Origin of the sequence: Agromyces terreus (genome assembly GCF_009749465.1) — a bacterium.
Lineage (GTDB): Bacteria > Actinomycetota > Actinomycetes > Actinomycetales > Microbacteriaceae > Agromyces > Agromyces terreus.
In genome coordinates this window covers 134,391-150,705 of record NZ_WBIS01000006.1, presented here as the reverse complement: position 1 = coordinate 150,705, position 16,315 = coordinate 134,391, and the positions used below count along the sequence as shown (strand labels likewise).

Genomic DNA, 16,315 nt, shown 5'->3' with positions numbered 1-16,315 from the left:
CATATGAACTTCCTCGAATACGCCCCCGCGCCCGAGTCGACGGCGATCCTGAACCTGCGCGAGCAGTACGGCCTCTTCATCGACGGCGAGTTCGTCGACGGCCGCGGCGAACCGTTCCAGACGATCTCGCCCGCGACCGAGGCCCGCATCGCGAGCATCTCGAACGCGAACGGGGCGGATGTCTCCGACGCGGTCGCGGCCGCCCGTCGCGCCTACGACCGCACCTGGTCGCGCATGAGCGGGCGCGACCGCGGCAAGTACCTGTTCCGCATCGCGCGGCTCGTGCAGGAGCGCGCCCGCGAGCTCGCCGTCGCGGAGTCGCTCGACAACGGCAAGCCCATCAAGGAGTCGCGCGACGTCGACGTGCCCCTCGTGGCCGCCTGGTTCTTCTACTACGCGGGCTGGGCCGACAAGCTCGACCATGCCGGGCTCGGCGCGAACCCCCGCGCCCTCGGCGTGGCCGCGCAGGTCATCCCGTGGAACTTCCCGCTGCTCATGCTCGCGTGGAAGATCGCGCCCGCGCTCGCGGCGGGCAACACCGTCGTGCTGAAGCCGGCCGAGACCACGCCCCTCACGGCGCTCATCTTCGCCGATATCCTGCAGCAGGCCGATCTCCCGCCCGGCGTCGTGAACATCGTCACCGGCGCGGGCGACACGGGCGCCGCGCTCGTCGCGCATGAGGGCGTCGACAAGGTCGCCTTCACGGGCTCGACCGCCGTGGGCCGTGCCATCGCGAAGCAGATCGCGGGCACCGAGAAGAAGGTCACGCTCGAGCTCGGCGGCAAGGCCGCGAACATCGTCTTCGACGACGCGCCCATCGACCAGGCGATCGAGGGCATCGTCAACGGCATCTTCTTCAACCAGGGCCACGTGTGCTGCGCGGGCTCGCGCCTGCTCGTGCAGGAGAGCATCCACGACGAGGTCGTCGACCGCCTGAAGGCGCGTCTGTCGACGCTTCGGCTCGGCGACCCGCTCGACAAGAACACCGACATCGGGGCGATCAACTCGCGCGAGCAGCTCGACCGCATCCGCGAGCTCTCCGACATCGGCGTCGCCGAGGGCGCCGAGCGCTGGAGCGCGCCGTGCGAGATCCCCGAGAACGGGTTCTGGTACGCGCCGACGATCTTCACCGGCGTGCAGACCTCGAGCCGCATCGCGCGCGACGAGATCTTCGGGCCGGTGCTCTCGGTGCTCACGTTCCGCACGCCCGCCGAGGCCGTCGCGAAGGCGAACAACACGCCCTACGGGCTCTCGGCCGGCATCTGGACCGACAAGGGCAGCCGCATCCTCGCGGTCGCCGACCAGCTGCGCGCGGGCGTCATCTGGGCGAACACCTTCAACCGCTTCGACCCGGCCTCGCCGTTCGGCGGCTACAAGGAGTCGGGCTACGGTCGCGAGGGCGGGCGCCACGGGCTCGCCGCGTATCTCGCGCCCGCGACCGGCGTCGATCGTGCGGCGGCGGCCGCCCCGAAAGCCAAGTCCGCGACGAAGGGATCGAAGCGATGAGCCGCCTCGCCGTGCCGAAGACGTACAAGCTCTACATCGGCGGCGCGTTCCCGCGCAGCGAGTCCGGGCGCACCTACGAGGTGCTCTCGGCCGACGGCGCGTTCCTCGCGAACGCCGCGAAGGCCTCCCGAAAGGACGCCCGTGACGCCGTGGTCGCCGCGCGCGCGGCCGTCGGCGGATGGGCCGGCGCCACGGCCTACAACCGCGGACAGGTGCTGTACCGCATCGCCGAACTGCTCGAGGGCCGTCGCGCGCAGTTCGTCGCCGAGATCGAGGAGGCCGAGGGCGCGACCCGCGCCGCGGCATCCGCCCAGGTCGACGAGGCCATCGACCGCTGGGTCTGGTACGCGGGCTGGGCCGACAAGTTCGCCCAGGTCGCCGGAAACGCGAACCCGGTGGCGGGCCCGTACTTCAACATCTCGGTGCCGGAGCCCACGGGCGTCGTCGCGATCGTCGCACCGCAGCAGTCTTCGCTCCTCGGCTTCGTCTCGGTCGTCGCGCCCGCGCTCGTGGCGGGCAACGCGGTCGTCGTGGTCGCGAGCGAGCGGTTCCCGCTCTCGGCGATCAGCCTCTCGGAGGTGCTCGCCACGAGCGACGTGCCGAAGGGCGTCGTCAACGTGCTCACCGGGTCGCCCGCCGAGATCGCGCCCTGGCTCGCGAGCCACGCCGACGTGAACGCGCTCGACCTCGTCGGCGCCGGCGACCTCGACTGGATCGACCTCGAGATCGCCGCCGCCGACACGCTGAAGCGGGTCCTGCGACCCGAGCAGGGGCCGGATGCCGCGGCGCCGGCGCTCGGCCGCATCTCCGCGTTCACCGAGACGAAGACCGTCTGGCACACGAAGAGCATGAAGTAGACGACGGTGTCGGGCGGCGATGGCGCTTCCGACGAGCGGGGCCGGCTGGAGTCCGACCCGTTCGACTACCGGCTGACCGGTCGCGGCGGGGTCGTCGTGTTCCGCGGCGGCCGGCCGGTGATGACGGTCGGCGGCCGTGACGCGGCACGTCTCCTCGATGCGCTGCAACGTGCCGACGATTCACAGGCGCAGCACCTGCTGGCGAGGGCGAGCGGCAACTATCGTCGAGGCAACGAACGGGTCTGACCCGACGGGTCGACCCTGGACGGGGGATTCGTGCGCGTACTCGTGACCGGTGCGACCGGCTACATCGGCGGCAGGCTCGTGCCGCGGCTGCTCACGGCGGGCCACGAGGTGCGCGTCGTCGTGCGCCGACCCGACCGGTTGCGCGACGTGCCGTGGGCGTCCGAGGTCGACGTCGTCGAGGGCGACCTCGGCGACGCGGCATCGGTCGAGGCGGCGACGGCCGGCGTGGACGCCGTGTACTACCTCGTGCACTCCATGGGCGGCCGGGGCGACTTCGCCTCGACCGAGCGCGCGATCGCGGCCAACGTGGCGAAGGCGGCGGCCGCGCAGGGCGTGGGTCGCATCGTCTACCTGGGCGGGCTGCATCCCGAACGCGGTCGTCTCTCGCGCCACCTCCGCTCGAGGGCCGAGGTCGGCGAGGTGCTCCTGGCCTCCGGCGTGCCGACGGTCGTGCTGCAGGCCGGGGTCGTGATCGGGTCGGGGTCGACCTCGTTCGAGATGATCCGGCACCTGACCGAGGTCCTCCCGTACATGCCGGCGCCGCGCTGGGTGCGCAGCTTCATCCAGCCGATCGCCGTGCGCGATGTGCTGCACTACCTGATCGGCGCCCTCGAGGTGCCGTCGAACGTGAACCGCGCCTTCGACATCGGCGGGCCCGACGTGTACCGCTACGGGCAGCTCATGAACGGCTACGCGGTCGAGGCGGGCCTGCCGCAGCGCCCGATCGCGGCGCTCCCGGTGCTCACGCCGTGGCTCGCGGGGCAGTGGGTGAACCTCGTGACGCCGATCCCGCGGCGCCTGGCGGTGCCGATCATCGAGTCCCTCCAGTTCGACTGCGTCGTGCACGACCACGACGTCGACGACGTGATCCCGCCGCCGGCCGAAGGGCTGCTCCCGTATCGCACGGCCGTGCGGTTGGCGCTCGAGCGCGAGCGGGCGGGCGAGGTCGAGACGAGCTGGCGCAACGCCGAGGTCGCCGGAGCGCCGAGCGATCCGCTGCCGAGCGATCCCGACTGGGCGGGGCACACGGTCTACGTCGACGAGCGGCGACGCACCTCGTCGGCCGATCGTGCGGCGCTCTGGCGCGTGGTGGAGGGCGTCGGCGGCGAGAACGGCTGGTACTCCTTCCCGTTGGCCTGGGCGCTGCGGGGGTGGCTCGACAAGCTCACGGGCGGGGTCGGCCTGCGTCGCGGGCGGCTCGATCCCGAGCGGCTGCGCGTCGGCGACGCCGTGGACTTCTGGCGCGTCGAGGCGATCGATCGCGGTTCGTTCCTGCGGTTGCGCGCCGAGATGCGGGTGCCGGGGCGGGCCTGGCTCGAGCTCGCGGTGGCCGAACCCGAGGCGCGCTCGCATGGGGCACGGTCCGAGTACCGGCAGCGTGCGGTGTTCTTCCCGAAGGGACTGGCCGGACGGCTCTACTGGTTCGGCATCCTGCCGTTCCACGGGGTCATCTTCTCGGGCATGGCGAACCGGATCACGGCCGAGGCCGAGGCCGGGAAAGCGCCGCGAAAAGAGATAACGAAACGGTAACGCTCTTTGCTAGAGTGACGGGAACCCTCGCGCAAGGCGGCGCGAACGGTGGAAAGGCCCGAACCCGTGACCCGCGCTTTCGGCGCGATCGGCCCGACGATCGCACCACCCGACGTTCATCGCGATGCCCGCCCGAGACGCCGCGTCGCCTTCGATCCGCCGCGACGCATCGTGCGCGTGCTGGCCGGGGCGGTGGGCGTCGCCGCGGTCTCGACCCTCATCTTCGTCCTCGGAACCCCGACGAGCGCCACGGCGATCGACGTGTTCGGCGCTCTGCGCGGGCCCGGCGAACCCGCGCTCATCATCGGCCACCGCGGCGACCGCGCCGAGGCGCCCGAGAACACGATGCCCTCGCTCGAGCTCGCGATGGATCGGCTGGCCTACGTCGAGACCGACGTGCAACTCAGCCGCGACGGCGTGCCGATGCTCTTCCACGACACCGATCTCGAGCGCATCACCGGCGATCCGCGCTCGGTCGGCGACCTTGACGCCGAGCAGCTCGACCGACTCGACGTCGGCGCCTGGTACGGGCCCGACTTCGAGGGCGAGCGGATGCCGACGCTCGAACGCTTCCTCGAGGCACTCGCCGAGCGTCCCGACGCCCGAGCGCTCGTCGAGCTCAAGGCCGACTGGACGAACGACGAGGTGCTCACGGTCGTGGGGCTCATCGAGCGCTTCGGCCTGCGCGGGAGGGTCGTGCTCGAGAGCTTCAGCCTCGAGACGCTCTTCGCGGTGCAGCGCGTCTCGCCGACGACCCCGCGCATCATGCTCATCCGCGAGCTCCCGGCCGACCCGGTGCCGCTGGCCGAACGGCTCGGGCTCGTCGGATTCGGCACGACGGCGAAATCGGTGACCGCGCAGCCGCAGGCGCTCGAGGCGCTCCACGAGGCGGGCGTCGCGGTGCTGTGCTACACGCTGAACACCGAGGACCGGTGGGAGGAGGTCGGGGCGCTCGGCGTCGACGGCATCATCACCGACGAGCCGAGCGAGCTCGACGAGTGGCTCGCGGTGACCGCGCCGGGCACCTGAGCGGGCCGGGGCGGGTCAGCCCCGGTTGTTCGAGAGTTCGAAGATGCGCACCAGTTCTGCGACCGCCGCGTCTCGCTGCTCGCCGCCGGCCTCGTACATCTCGCTCACATGCGTGCGCAGGTGGTTCTCGACGAGGAGCTTGTTGAGCGACGCGAGCGACTTCTGCACGGCGAGCGACAGCGTGATGATGTCGACGCAGTAGTCCTCGTTCTCGATCATCTTCTCGATGCCGCGCAGCTGGCCCTCGATGATCTTGGTGCGGTGCAGGGCGCGCTTCTTGATGTCGTCGATCACCACCCCATCCTACGCCCGGTGAGGCTTTACCCCCGAGGGGTACTCTGCGGGGCCGGCTCCGACCGGTAGCCTGAACCGGTGAGCGCGCCCCTCGTCCCGAGAACGTCCGCCGTCCGCGTCGCCGTCGTCGCCGCGGCGCTCCTGTTCGGGCTCTCGGCGGCGGCACCGGCATCGGCGGCACCGGTATCCGCGGCATCCGGCACCTCCGTGACCGGCGCCACCGCATTCGGCACGTCGGCGGCCGGCACGCCGGCCGTCGCCGCCGTGCCGGCCGGCGTCGACGACTTCTCGTTCGCCTCGTTCGACGCCGTGTACGAACTCGGTCGCGACGCCGACGGCCGATCGGTGCTCGACACGACCGAGACCCTCGTCGCGGTGTTCCCCGAGTACGACCAGAACCGCGGCATCCGCCGGGCGATCCCGCTCGACTACGACGGCCACCCGGTCGACCTCCAGGTGCAGTCGGTGACGGATGCCGCGGGGCAGCCGCGCCCGTTCGAGACCGAGACCGACGAGGACGACGAGTTCCTGCTCGTGACGATCGCGGGCTCCGACTACGTGCACGGTGAGCAGACGTACGTCATCCGCTACCGCCAGCACAACGTGACGCTGCAGCCCGACGACGCCCCGATCGACGAGTTCTACTGGGACGTCAACGGAACCGGATGGGCGCAGCCGTTCGCACGGGTGCGGGCCGAGCTGCACGTCGACGACGCCCTCGCGGTCGCCTTCACGGACGACGCGGCGTGCTATCGCGGTGCGGCGGGTTCGGGCACGCCGTGCGAGTCGTTGGTGTCCGGCGGCGAATCGCTGCTCGTGGCCGAGGCCGTCGGCATCGGTCCGTACGAGAACCTGACGATCGCCGTCGGCTTCGAGGCGGGCACCTTCGAGCCGCGCGACGAGGCGTTCTGGTCCTCGCCGGCCGCCGTCGCGTCGGCGGTCGCCGCCCTCGTGGCCCTCGCGATGGCCGTGCTCGCGCTCACCCTGCGGGTCACGAGGTGGCGGCCGGCGAAGCGGGGCACGATCATCGCCCAGTACGAACCGCCAGAGGGGGTGAGCGCGCTCCTGGCGGCCGACCTCGTCGGCCAGCCGTCGCGGGGCGTCACCGCCACGATCCTCGAGCGCGCCGTGGCCGGCGAGGTGCGCATCCTCGACCGCGGGCGCAAGGCGTACTCGGTGCAGTTCACGGGCGGCCCCCTCGGCGACCTCGACGCCCAATCGGTCGTGCGGGCGCTCTTCGGCGACCACCCCGCGGTCGGGCAGGAGCGCGCGCTCACCAGCAGTTCCCCGAGCCTCGGCAAGCGGCTGCTCGCGATCCGCAGCGCCGTCGCGCGGCGCGCGGTGGAGACGGGCCTCCGGCGCAGCCCTGCGCTCGGTGGGCGCATCCTGATCGCGGTGGTCGCGTTCGCGGCCGCCCTGCTCGCGTTCATCGCCGCCGTCTTCGCGCTCGACGCCGCGATGGGCGGACTCTGGCCCCTGCTGCCGATGTTCGCCGGGCCGGTCTTCGCGGTCGGCGCCGGCATCGCCGTCCTCGGCGTGCGGCCGCTCACCGCCGACGGGCGTCTCATCCGCGACCACCTCGAGGGCCTCCGCCTCTTCATCCGCCTCGCCGAGGCCGACCGCATCCGCATGCTCCAGAGCCCCGAGGGCGCGCTCCGCGACCGGGTCGCCCCCGAGACGGGGCCCGACCCCGCCGAGGTGCTGCGGCTCACCGAGCGGCTGCTGCCCTACGCGGTGCTCTTCGGCCTCGAACGCGAGTGGCTCGACGAACTCGCGAACCTCTACGCGGACTCGGGCCGCGAGCCGGGGTGGTACGCCGGCTCGGCCGCGTTCGACGCGGCCAGGTTCTCGGTCGCGGTGTCCTCGTTCACGAGCGCCTCGAGCACGTCCTGGTCGGGCTCCTCGTCGAGCTCGTCCTCGTCGGGCTCCGGCGGCGGCGGGTCATCCGGCGGGGGCGGAGGGGGCGGCGGGGGCGGCGGGGTCTGACCCGCCCGGATCCCGCTCGCCGACGTCGCCGACGTCGACCCTGCGCTCGGCGTCGATGCCCACGATCTCCTCGTCGAGGTCGTCGTCGAGCGCGCGATGCTCGTCGTCGATCGCGTGTTCGACCTCGTCGAACTCGGTGTCCTGCGCCACGGTGAACTCGTCGTCTCGGGGCTCCGCGGCCGCCCCCGCCAGCTCGTCCATGGCAGCAGTGTAGGCCTGCTCCGGCGCCGCCGCACCGGATCGCGGACGCCGTGCGCGCGGCATCCGCGAGCCGACCGCGCGCGCGGTTCCCGGGGGCCTAGGCTCCGACCATGGCGGACTGGATCTGGGCGGCGATCGCGGGCCTCGTCGCCGGCGGCGCGCTCGTGGTGGGGGCCGCGATCGCGTGGGCAGTCGAGGTGCCGACGAAGGTCGTCGCCTCGGTCATGGCGTTCGGCGCGGGCGTGCTCATCTCGGCGCTCGCCTACGACCTCGTGCTCGAGGCGCAGGAGGAGGGCGGCTTCTGGCCGACGGTCGGCGGCTTCGCGGTGGGCGCGGTCGTCTACGTCGCGGCCAACAACCTGCTCGACCGCCTCGACCAGCGCAACCCCCGCGGCAAGGGGGAGTCCGCCGGCACCGGCATCGGCATCGCGCTCGGCGCGCTGCTCGACGGCATCCCCGAGTCGGCCGTGCTCGGCCTCAGCATGGTGGGCGGCACGGGCGTGAGCGTGCCGGTGCTGCTCGCGATCGTCATCTCCAACGTGCCGGAGGGGCTCTCGAGCACGGCGTCGCTGAAGCAGGAGGGCCGTTCGGCGCGCTACGTCTTCGTCCTGTGGATCGGCATCGCCCTCGCGAGCGCGATCGCGGCGCTCCTCGGCTTCGTGCTGCTCGACGGCGCGAGCGGGGCCACGACGGCCTTCATCACGGCCCTCGCGGCCGGGGCGATCCTCGCGATGATCTGCGACACGATGATCCCCGAGGCGTTCCGCACGGCTCATGCGCTGACGGGCCTGCTCGTGACGTCGGGGTTCCTGCTGAGCTACGCGGTGCACTCCGCGGGCTGAGCCCCGAGGCATCCGCGGCCCGCAGCAGACCGCAGCAGACCGCCGCCGACGCGCGCCGATGACGTGCCATCTCGCGGCGCGGCCCGCCTACGGCTAGACTGGGAGCTGCGCCCAGGCGAATCCGTTCTTCGTCCGACCATGCGAGCTCCGCCCGCATGCTGCTCGGTTCAGTGTTCCTCCTCGAACATGGACTCGCCCGAACCGCTCCCGCTCGCATCCGGTGCGGCGCGCGGTCCCGGCCATCGCGATCGGTGACGGGCAGGCGCCCAGGAGAAGAGCCCCGATACCCCGGAGGATCATGGCCCAGACGAGGCAGCGTCAGCGAACGCGTTCGCGCGACGACGACGCACCCATCATCCCGATCCTCGCGCGCAAGGTGCGCGAGGTCGAGCAGAAGGCGCAGAAGGGCAAGCTCGGTCCGACGAACCGCACCAAGTTCCAGGTCATCGCGCTGCTCATGCGCGAGGAGCGCGCCAGGGTCAAGTCCGACGCCGAGGTTCCCGACAGCTCGCGGCCCGAGCTGCTCAAGCGACTCGACGGCATCGCGCAAATCCTCGCGAAGACGGCCGCGCGCGACACGAGCCTCATCGCGCTGCTCGAACCGGATGCCTCGATCTCGACGGTCGCGCAGCGGTTCCGCCGTGACTGGCTGCTCGAGTCGGGCGCCGAACTCAGCCCCGACGAGCTCATCATCACGCGCGAGGCCGAGGCCAAGCCGGTGCTCGCCGAGAACCAGGTGATCCCGGCCTCGGTGAAGTCGCGCCAGCTCGCGAACCCGTTCCTCGCCCCCGACTTCTCGAAGCCGACCGCGCCGCCGGTGCCGGTGCGACGGCTTGCGAACTGGGAGCTGCTCGGCCCGCTGTTCAAGGCGTTCGAGCAGGGTTCCGGGGGGCAGGCCGCCTCGATGGAGCTGCCCGAGGCGCCCAAGATCGACCGGCTCGCGCCCCGCGGGCTCGAGCTGATGATGCACCAGGCCCGCTTCATCGAGGCGGCCCGCGACGGGCACCGCACGTTCCTGCTCGCCGACGAGCCTGGCCTCGGCAAGACGGCGCAGTCGGTGCTTGCGGCATCCGTCGCCGACGCGTACCCGCTGCTCGCGGTCGTGCCGAACGTCGTGAAGATGAACTGGGCGCGCGAGGTCGAGCGCTGGACCCCGCATCGCCGCGCCACCGTGATCCACGGCGACGGCGACACCCTCGACGCCTTCGCCGACGTGGTCGTCGTCAACTACGACGTGCTCGACCGGCACATGGCGTGGCTCTCGACGCTCGGGTTCAAGGGCATGGTCGTCGACGAGGCGCACTTCATCAAGAACCTGCAGTCGCAGCGTTCGAAGAACGTGCTCGCGCTCGCCGACCGCATCCGCCGCGCGGCGCCGGGCAACGACCCGCTGCTGCTCGCCCTGACGGGCACCCCGCTCATCAACGACGTCGACGACTTCCGCGCGATCTGGCAGTTCCTCGGCTGGATCGAAGGCGACAAGCCGTCGCCGCGTCTGCTCGGCCTCCTCGAGGAGAACGGGCTCACGCCCGCCGAGCCCGGCTTCTACGCCTCGGCGCGCCGCACCGTCATCGACCTCGGCATCGTGCGACGTCGCAAGGTCGACGTCGCGGCCGACCTGCCGGCCAAGCGCATCGCCGACCTCCCGGTCGAGCTCGACGACGAACTCGGGCGCTCGGTGCGCGCCGCCGAGCGCGAGCTCGGCAACCGCCTCCTCGGCCGCTTCCGCGCGCTCGTCGAGGCACGCCACCTGCGCATCGGCGATCTCGACGACGACCAGCGCGACCAGTTCATCCGCGCGGTCGCGAGCGCCGAGCTCGAGGAGTCGAAGTCGGCCAAGACCGGCGAGAACGTCTTCACCATGGTGCGCCGCATCGGCCAGGCCAAGGCGGGTCTCGCCGCCGACTACGCCGCCCAGCTCGCGCGCTCGGTCGGCAAGGTCGTCTTCTTCGCCAAGCACATCGACGTCATGGACCAGGCCGAGGCGGCGCTCGCCGCACGCGACCTGCGCACCGTGTCGCTCCGCGGCGACCAGACCGCCCTGCAGCGGCAGGCCGCCATCGACGCGTTCAACAACGATCCCGAGGTCGCGGTCGCGGTCTGCTCGCTCACGGCCGCGGGCGTCGGGGTCAACCTGCAGGCCGCGTCGAACGTCGTGCTCGCCGAACTCAGCTGGACGGCCGCCGAGCAGACGCAGGCGATCGACCGGGTGCACCGCATCGGCCAGGACGAGCCCGTCACCGCGTGGCGCATCATCGCCGCGCACACGATCGACGCGCGCATCGCCGAGCTCATCGACTCCAAGCAGGGCCTCGCGGCGCGCGCCCTCGACGGCCAGGACGTCGAGCCCGGCTCGGCCGATTCGGTGCAGCTCGACGCGCTCCAGCACCTGCTGCGCTCGGCGCTCGACGGCACGCTCTGAGGCGCACCGCGACCGTCGGGGCGCCACGCCCGGACGGTCGCGGTGACGGGCCCCGACACGGCTGCGTTTGACGGAAGGCTATAGACTGCCGCAGTCGCGCAGCCCCGCCGTTGTGGCATCCGGCACATCAACTGTTCAGACGAGCACCCTGGAGTCGTCCACACCATGAAGATCGGCATTCTCACGAGCGGCGGCGACTGCCCCGGACTCAACGCGGTCATCCGCGGTTCCGTCCTGAAGGGCGTCATCTCGTACGACACCGAGTTCGTCGGCTTCCGCAACGGCTGGCGCGGCGTCGTCGAGGAAGACATCATGCCGATCACCCGCCACGACGTGCGCGGGCTCGCGAAGACGGGCGGCACGATCCTCGGATCGAGCCGGACGAACCCGTTCGAGGGCGAGGGCGGCGGCCCCGAGAAGATCCAGGCGATGCTCGACCGCAACGGCATCGACGCGATCGTCGCGATCGGCGGCGAGGGCACGCTCACCGCGGCCCGTCGCCTCTACGACGAGGGCGGCATCAAGGTCATCGGCGTGCCGAAGACCATCGACAACGACCTCGCCGCCACCGACTACTCGTTCGGCTTCGACACCGCGGTGCAGATCGCGACCGAGGCCATCGACCGCCTGCGCACGACGGCCGACTCGCACGGCCGCTGCATGGTGCTCGAGGTCATGGGCCGCCACGTCGGCTGGATCGCCCTGCACTCGGGCATGGCCGGCGGCGCGCACGCGATCCTCATCCCCGAGCAGCCGCAGACCATCGAGCAGATCACCGAGTGGGTCGAGTCGGTCCGCGATCGCGGCCGCGCACCGCTCGTCGTGGTCGCCGAGGGCTTCAAGTTCGAGGGCATGAGCGAGGCGCACTCGCACAAGGGCCTCGACGCGTTCAACCGCCCGCGCCTCGGCGGCATCGCCGAGCTCATCGCCCCCATGATCGAGGAGCGCACGGGCATCGAGTCGCGCGCGACCGTGCTCGGCCACATCCAGCGCGGCGGCGAGCCGACCGCGTTCGACCGCGTGCTCGCGACCCGGCTGGGCATGTCCGCGGTCGACGCCGTGTACGACGGCGCATGGGGTTCGATGGTCACCCTGCAGGGCACCGGCATCGACACCGTCTCCATCGCCGATGCGGTGGGCACCCTGAACCGCGTTCCCCAGGACCGCTACGACGAGGCCCGCATCCTCTTCGGCTGATCGTGCTGCCCCAGGTCTGCGTGTGCTACCTCCTGCGCGAGCGGGGCGGGCGCACCGAGGTGCTCCTCGGGCGCAAGAAGCACGGGCTCGGCGCGGGAAACCTCGTCGGCCCGGGCGGCAAGCTCGAGTCGGGGGAGTCGGCGACGGATGCCGCGGTGCGCGAGGTGCTCGAGGAGACGGGCCTGCGCGTGCGGGCCGCCGACCTCGAGCCGAGGGGGCTGCTGACCTACCTGTTCCCGCACCGCGAGGCGTGGAGCCAGGAGTCGAGCGTGTTCGTGTGCCGCTCGTGGAGCGGCGAGCCCGAGGCATCCGACGAGCTGGATCCCGAGTGGTTCGCGGTCGACGAGGTGCCCTACGGGCGCATGTGGGACGACGCCCGATTCTGGTTGCCGCAGGTGCTCGCGGGCGGCTCCGTGCGCCGCACGTTCAGCTTCGGGGCCGACCTCGCCACGGTGGTGGATGAGCGCGGAAGCGTCGCGTAGGATTTACGCGGCGTTCGTCTCCGGTCCACGCGGCCTTCGATGCCAGTTCATCCGGTGAGTTTCCGCACCGTTCCAGACCGAACCAAGAAAGACGCCGGTGGATCTCACCCTCATCGTCGTGCTGGTCATCGCACTGGCGCTCTTCTTCGACTTCACCAACGGGTTCCACGACACCGCGAACGCGATGGCCACGCCCATCGCGACCGGCGCCCTCCGGCCCAAGGTGGCGGTCGCCCTCGCGGCGGTGCTCAACCTCGTCGGCGCGTTCCTGTCGACCGAGGTGGCCAAGACCATCTCGGGCGGCATCATCAAAGAGGGCGACGGCGGCGTCCTGATCACGCCCGAGCTCATCTTCGCCGGCCTGATCGGCGCGATCGTGTGGAACATGGTCACCTGGCTGCTCGGCCTGCCCTCCTCGTCGAGCCACGCGCTCTTCGGCGGGCTCATCGGCGCGGCGCTCATGGGCGCCCTGCTGTCGGGGGCGGGCGAGAACCCCGTCGACTTCGCCGTCGTCGTCTCGAAGGTCGTGCTGCCGGCCATCCTCGCCCCGCTCACCGCGGGCCTCGTGGCGTACCTCGCGACCAAGCTCGCCTACGCGATCACCCGTCGCTACGACGGCAAGCCCGACGGGCGCGACGGGTTCCGGCACGCCCAGATCTTCTCCTCCTCCCTCGTGGCCCTCGCCCACGGCACGAACGACGCGCAGAAGACGATGGGCGTCATCACGCTCACGCTCGTCGCCGCCGGGCTCCAGTCCTCGAGCAGCGACGTGCAGTGGTGGGTCATCGTCACCTGCGCCGTCGCGATCGCGCTCGGCACGTACATGGGCGGATGGCGCATCATCCGCACGCTCGGCACCGGCCTCACCGACGTCAAGCCCGCGCAGGGCTTCGCCGCCGAGACGGCGACGGCCGCGACCATCCTCGCCTCGAGCCACGTCGGCTTCGCCCTGTCGACCACGCAGGTCGCCTCCGGATCGGTCATCGGCTCCGGGCTGGGTCGCCGCGGGTCGAAGGTGCGCTGGCGCACCGCCGGGCGCATCGGCGTGGGCTGGCTGCTCACCCTGCCGGCCGCGGGCGCCGTGGGGGCGCTCGCCGCGCTCATCGCGGGGCTCGGCCCGATCGGCGTCATCATCGACGCGATCCTCGGCGCGGGCGTCATCATCACGATCTTCCTGCTGTCGCAGCGCAACGAGGTGTCGGCCTCGAACGTCGTCAGCGAGGTCGCCGACTCGGGTCGGGCGGTCAAGATCAAGCGCAACCCGAAGCCGAAGAAGGGCAAGGTGTCCAAGTGATCGACTGGCTCTCGTTCCTGCTCGTGCTGGTCGCGGCCCTCGTGAGCGCCTGCGTCGTCGTCTCGGCCTACGCGCTCGGCATCCGCCTGCTCACCGTCTCGGGCCGCACGCCCATCGTCACCCCTGCCGAGTTCACCGACGCGATCACCATCGTCTCCCCGGCCGAGATCCGCCAGGCCGAGAAGCGCGCCGCGAAGGCCGCTCGCAAGAGCCCGCTGAGCGAAGGGCAGAAGCGCGCCGCCCTCGTCGGCGCGTGGGCGTGCTTCGCGGTGAGCGCGCTCGCGGTGCTCGTGGGCGTCTACCTCATCATCGGCGAGCACCTGTTCAAGATCTTCTCGTAGGGCTCCTTCGCGAACGAGGTGCGCCGGGCACCCGCGCGCCGCTACTCTCATCGCATGACTGATACCCCCACCTCCGAGGCTCCGCCCGAGCAGCAGGCGCCGACCTCGTTCATCGACCGCTTCTTCGAGATCACCAAGCGCGGGTCGTCCGTCGGCGCCGAGGTGCGCGGCGGCCTCGTCACGTTCGTGACGATGGCGTACATCGTGATCCTGAACCCGATCATCCTGTCGGGTGCGCCGGATGTCGCGGGCGACGTGCTCGCGTTCCAGCAGGTCGCGGCGGTCACGGGGCTCACCGCGGGCGTCATGACGATCCTCTTCGGCGTCGTCGCCCGTCTGCCGTTCGCCTTCGCGGCCGGACTCGGCATCAACTCCTACCTCGCGGTCGCGGTGGTCGGCGAGGTCACCTGGCCCGAGGCCATGGGCCTCGTGCTCATCAACGGGCTCATCATCGTGCTGCTCGCGGCGACCGGCCTGCGCCGCCTGATCTTCAACGCCGTGCCCTTGCAGCTCAAGCTCGCGATCACGGTCGGCATCGGCCTGTTCATCGCCTTCATCGGGTTCGTCGACGCGGGCTTCGTCACCGGCACCGGCTTCAACTCCCCGCCGGTGCAGCTCGGCGCCGCGGGGTCGATCGCCACGATCCCGACGCTCATCTTCGTGCTGACCCTGCTCCTCACCGGCGTGCTCGTGGCCCGCAAGGTGCGCGGCGGCATCCTCATCGGGCTCCTCACCGGCACCGTCGTCGCCGTGATCGTCGAGGCGATCTGGCACCTCGGGTCGGGGGCCGAGAACCCGGGCGGCTGGAGCCTCGGCGTGCCGACCCTGCCCGCGCAGTGGGTCAGCCTGCCCGACCTCTCGCTCGTGGGCCAGGTGAGCTTCGGCAGCTTCGAGCGCATCGGCGCCCTCGCCGCCCTCGGGTTGATCTTCACGCTCGTCTTCACCAACTTCTTCGACGCCATGGGCACCATGACCGGCCTCTCGAAGGAGGCGGGCCTCGCCGACGCGAAGGGCGACTTCCCGCGCCTGCGCTCGGCGCTCATCGTCGAGGGCGTCGGCGCGGTCGCCGGCGGCTTCACCTCGAGCTCGTCGAACACCGTGTTCATCGAGTCGGGCTCCGGCATCGGCGAGGGCGCCCGCACCGGGCTCGCGAACCTCGTGACCGGCGCGCTGTTCCTGCTCGCGATGTTCATCACGCCGTTGACCTCGATCGTGCCCTCCGAGGTCGCGTCCGCGGCCCTGGTCATCGTCGGCGCGATGATGATGTCGCAGATCCGCAACATCGAACTCGATGCGTTCTCGGTCATGCTGCCCGTGTTCGTGACCATCACGGTCATGCCGTTCACCTACTCGATCGCGAACGGCATCGGGGCGGGCTTCATCACCTGGGTCGTGCTCCGCTCCCTCTCGGGCAAGGCGCGCGAGATCAGCCCCCTGCTCTGGATCGTGGCCGCCGGCTTCGTGCTGTACTTCGCGCGCGGCCCGATCGAGAGCCTGTTCGCCGGCTGAGCGAACCGCTCCGGTCGTTCACGGACGAGAACGGCGGATGCCCCGGGGCCGGCCCCGAGGCATCCGCCGTTCGCGTCGTGCAGGCCCACAGGCCTCAGCCGGTGCCGCGCCCGGCTCCGATCGATGGGGATTCGGGGATCCCTGAGAGCGTATCCGGGGGTTCACCGGATGTCTCGGGGCGCGCGGCGTCCGTAGCGTGGAATCACCACTGAGACAGGAGCTGGTTCCATGACCACCGCAACCGCAACCGCAACCGCCACCACGCCGAACGTCGCCCCCGTGAGCGAGACGAACGGGTTCAGCATCTCGAGCCTCGTGCTCGGCATCGTGTCGATCTTCGCGAGCTTCACGTTCTTCGTGCCCGTCATCGGCCTCGTGCTCGGCATCATGGCGCTGCGGCGTGAGCCGGCGTCGCGCACGATGGCCGTGTGGGGCATCGTGCTGAACGCGGTCATGCTCGCCGGCACCGTGATCGCCACGCTCGCGGCGCTCGCGTTCGGGCTCGTCCTGCTGCCGTTCGCGTTCATCTAGGAGCCGTGGGCTCTCGTCACCTCCGGCGGTAGGCTCGAAAGCGCCTAT

General features: G+C 71.4%; 16 protein-coding genes. 14 read left to right on the top strand and 2 right to left on the bottom strand.

Features of this window, described 5'->3' with window-relative positions:
* Positions 1 to 3: 3 nt before the first annotated feature.
* The 5 genes from GQQ92_RS12775 to GQQ92_RS12755 all read left to right on the top strand — a co-directional run bounded on the left by GQQ92_RS12775 (position 4) and on the right by GQQ92_RS12755 (position 5,168).
* A complete protein-coding gene (locus GQQ92_RS12775) occupies positions 4 to 1,506 on the top strand; it encodes an aldehyde dehydrogenase family protein (RefSeq protein WP_156999681.1) in 1,503 nt (500 codons plus the stop codon).
* The gene (locus tag GQQ92_RS12770) at positions 1,503 to 2,363 is read left to right on the top strand and encodes an aldehyde dehydrogenase family protein (RefSeq protein ID WP_156999680.1); all 861 of its coding nucleotides are present in this window, start codon (positions 1,503 to 1,505) and stop codon (positions 2,361 to 2,363) included. The genes GQQ92_RS12775 and GQQ92_RS12770 overlap by 4 nt, the downstream gene beginning before the upstream one ends.
* 6 nt (positions 2,364 to 2,369) lie before the next feature.
* Positions 2,370 to 2,609 carry a hypothetical protein gene (locus tag GQQ92_RS12765; RefSeq protein WP_232057677.1) on the top strand — a complete coding sequence of 80 codons (240 nt, stop codon included), beginning with the start codon at positions 2,370 to 2,372 and terminating at the stop codon, positions 2,607 to 2,609.
* A gap of 30 nt (positions 2,610 to 2,639) precedes the next feature.
* Positions 2,640 to 4,139 (top strand): SDR family oxidoreductase, encoded by a 1,500-nt coding sequence (locus GQQ92_RS12760; protein WP_156999679.1) that lies wholly within the window; start codon positions 2,640 to 2,642, stop codon positions 4,137 to 4,139.
* A 66-nt stretch (positions 4,140 to 4,205) separates the two neighbouring features.
* A complete protein-coding gene (locus GQQ92_RS12755) occupies positions 4,206 to 5,168 on the top strand; it encodes a glycerophosphodiester phosphodiesterase (protein WP_156999678.1) in 963 nt (320 codons plus the stop codon).
* 15 nt (positions 5,169 to 5,183) lie between these two features.
* On the opposite strand, the gene GQQ92_RS12750 is transcribed toward GQQ92_RS12755, so the two are convergent.
* On the bottom strand, positions 5,184 to 5,462 hold the full coding sequence (locus tag GQQ92_RS12750) for a metal-sensitive transcriptional regulator (RefSeq protein ID WP_156999677.1): 279 nt from the start codon (positions 5,460 to 5,462) through the stop codon (positions 5,184 to 5,186).
* A 78-nt stretch (positions 5,463 to 5,540) separates the two neighbouring features.
* On the opposite strand from GQQ92_RS12750, the gene GQQ92_RS12745 reads away from it, so the two are divergent.
* Complete coding sequence (locus GQQ92_RS12745) at positions 5,541 to 7,448, top strand: DUF2207 family protein (protein WP_156999676.1); 1,908 nt, start codon at positions 5,541 to 5,543, stop codon at positions 7,446 to 7,448.
* Here GQQ92_RS12745 and GQQ92_RS12740 read toward each other — a convergent pair.
* Positions 7,404 to 7,649, bottom strand: coding sequence for a hypothetical protein (locus GQQ92_RS12740; protein ID WP_156999675.1), 246 nt, complete (start codon positions 7,647 to 7,649; stop codon positions 7,404 to 7,406). The two genes, GQQ92_RS12745 and GQQ92_RS12740, sit on opposite strands and share 45 nt — an antisense overlap.
* Before the next feature lie 110 nt (positions 7,650 to 7,759).
* On the opposite strand from GQQ92_RS12740, the gene GQQ92_RS12735 reads away from it, so the two are divergent.
* The 8 genes from GQQ92_RS12735 to GQQ92_RS12700 all read left to right on the top strand — a co-directional run bounded on the left by GQQ92_RS12735 (position 7,760) and on the right by GQQ92_RS12700 (position 16,267).
* Complete coding sequence (locus GQQ92_RS12735) at positions 7,760 to 8,491, top strand: ZIP family metal transporter (protein WP_156999674.1); 732 nt, start codon at positions 7,760 to 7,762, stop codon at positions 8,489 to 8,491.
* A 298-nt stretch (positions 8,492 to 8,789) separates the two neighbouring features.
* Positions 8,790 to 10,913: a DEAD/DEAH box helicase gene (locus tag GQQ92_RS12730; protein WP_156999673.1), complete on the top strand. Its 2,124-nt coding sequence runs from the start codon at positions 8,790 to 8,792 to the stop codon at positions 10,911 to 10,913.
* A 165-nt stretch (positions 10,914 to 11,078) separates the two neighbouring features.
* A complete protein-coding gene (locus tag GQQ92_RS12725) occupies positions 11,079 to 12,110 on the top strand; it encodes a 6-phosphofructokinase (RefSeq protein WP_156999672.1) in 1,032 nt (343 codons plus the stop codon).
* 2 nt (positions 12,111 to 12,112) lie between these two features.
* A complete protein-coding gene (locus GQQ92_RS12720) occupies positions 12,113 to 12,592 on the top strand; it encodes an 8-oxo-dGTP diphosphatase (RefSeq protein ID WP_197738247.1) in 480 nt (159 codons plus the stop codon).
* 97 nt (positions 12,593 to 12,689) lie between these two features.
* A complete protein-coding gene (locus GQQ92_RS12715; RefSeq protein WP_156999670.1) occupies positions 12,690 to 13,886 on the top strand; it encodes an inorganic phosphate transporter in 1,197 nt (398 codons plus the stop codon).
* Positions 13,883 to 14,227: a peptidase gene (locus tag GQQ92_RS12710; protein ID WP_156999669.1), complete on the top strand. Its 345-nt coding sequence runs from the start codon at positions 13,883 to 13,885 to the stop codon at positions 14,225 to 14,227. The genes GQQ92_RS12715 and GQQ92_RS12710 overlap by 4 nt, the downstream gene beginning before the upstream one ends.
* 54 nt (positions 14,228 to 14,281) lie before the next feature.
* Positions 14,282 to 15,736 (top strand): NCS2 family permease, encoded by a 1,455-nt coding sequence (locus GQQ92_RS12705; protein WP_156999668.1) that lies wholly within the window; start codon positions 14,282 to 14,284, stop codon positions 15,734 to 15,736.
* A gap of 228 nt (positions 15,737 to 15,964) precedes the next feature.
* Positions 15,965 to 16,267 carry a DUF4190 domain-containing protein gene (locus GQQ92_RS12700; RefSeq protein ID WP_156999667.1) on the top strand — a complete coding sequence of 101 codons (303 nt, stop codon included), beginning with the start codon at positions 15,965 to 15,967 and terminating at the stop codon, positions 16,265 to 16,267.
* Positions 16,268 to 16,315 lie beyond the last annotated feature (48 nt).

Bases quoted from the DNA above. Each gene is read 5' to 3' on its own strand.
- GQQ92_RS12740 (WP_156999675.1), bottom strand. From the start codon at position 7,649: ATGGACGAGCTGGCGGGGGCGGCCGCGGAGCCCCGAGACGACGAGTTC.
- GQQ92_RS12775 (WP_156999681.1), top strand. From the start codon at position 4: ATGAACTTCCTCGAATACGCCCCCGCGCCCGAGTCGACGGCGATCCTG.
- GQQ92_RS12725 (WP_156999672.1), top strand. From the start codon at position 11,079: ATGAAGATCGGCATTCTCACGAGCGGCGGCGACTGCCCCGGACTCAAC.
- GQQ92_RS12735 (WP_156999674.1), top strand. From the start codon at position 7,760: ATGGCGGACTGGATCTGGGCGGCGATCGCGGGCCTCGTCGCCGGCGGC.
- GQQ92_RS12705 (WP_156999668.1), top strand. From the start codon at position 14,282: ATGACTGATACCCCCACCTCCGAGGCTCCGCCCGAGCAGCAGGCGCCG.
- GQQ92_RS12770 (WP_156999680.1), top strand. From the start codon at position 1,503: ATGAGCCGCCTCGCCGTGCCGAAGACGTACAAGCTCTACATCGGCGGC.
- GQQ92_RS12700 (WP_156999667.1), top strand. From the start codon at position 15,965: ATGACCACCGCAACCGCAACCGCAACCGCCACCACGCCGAACGTCGCC.
- GQQ92_RS12730 (WP_156999673.1), top strand. From the start codon at position 8,790: ATGGCCCAGACGAGGCAGCGTCAGCGAACGCGTTCGCGCGACGACGAC.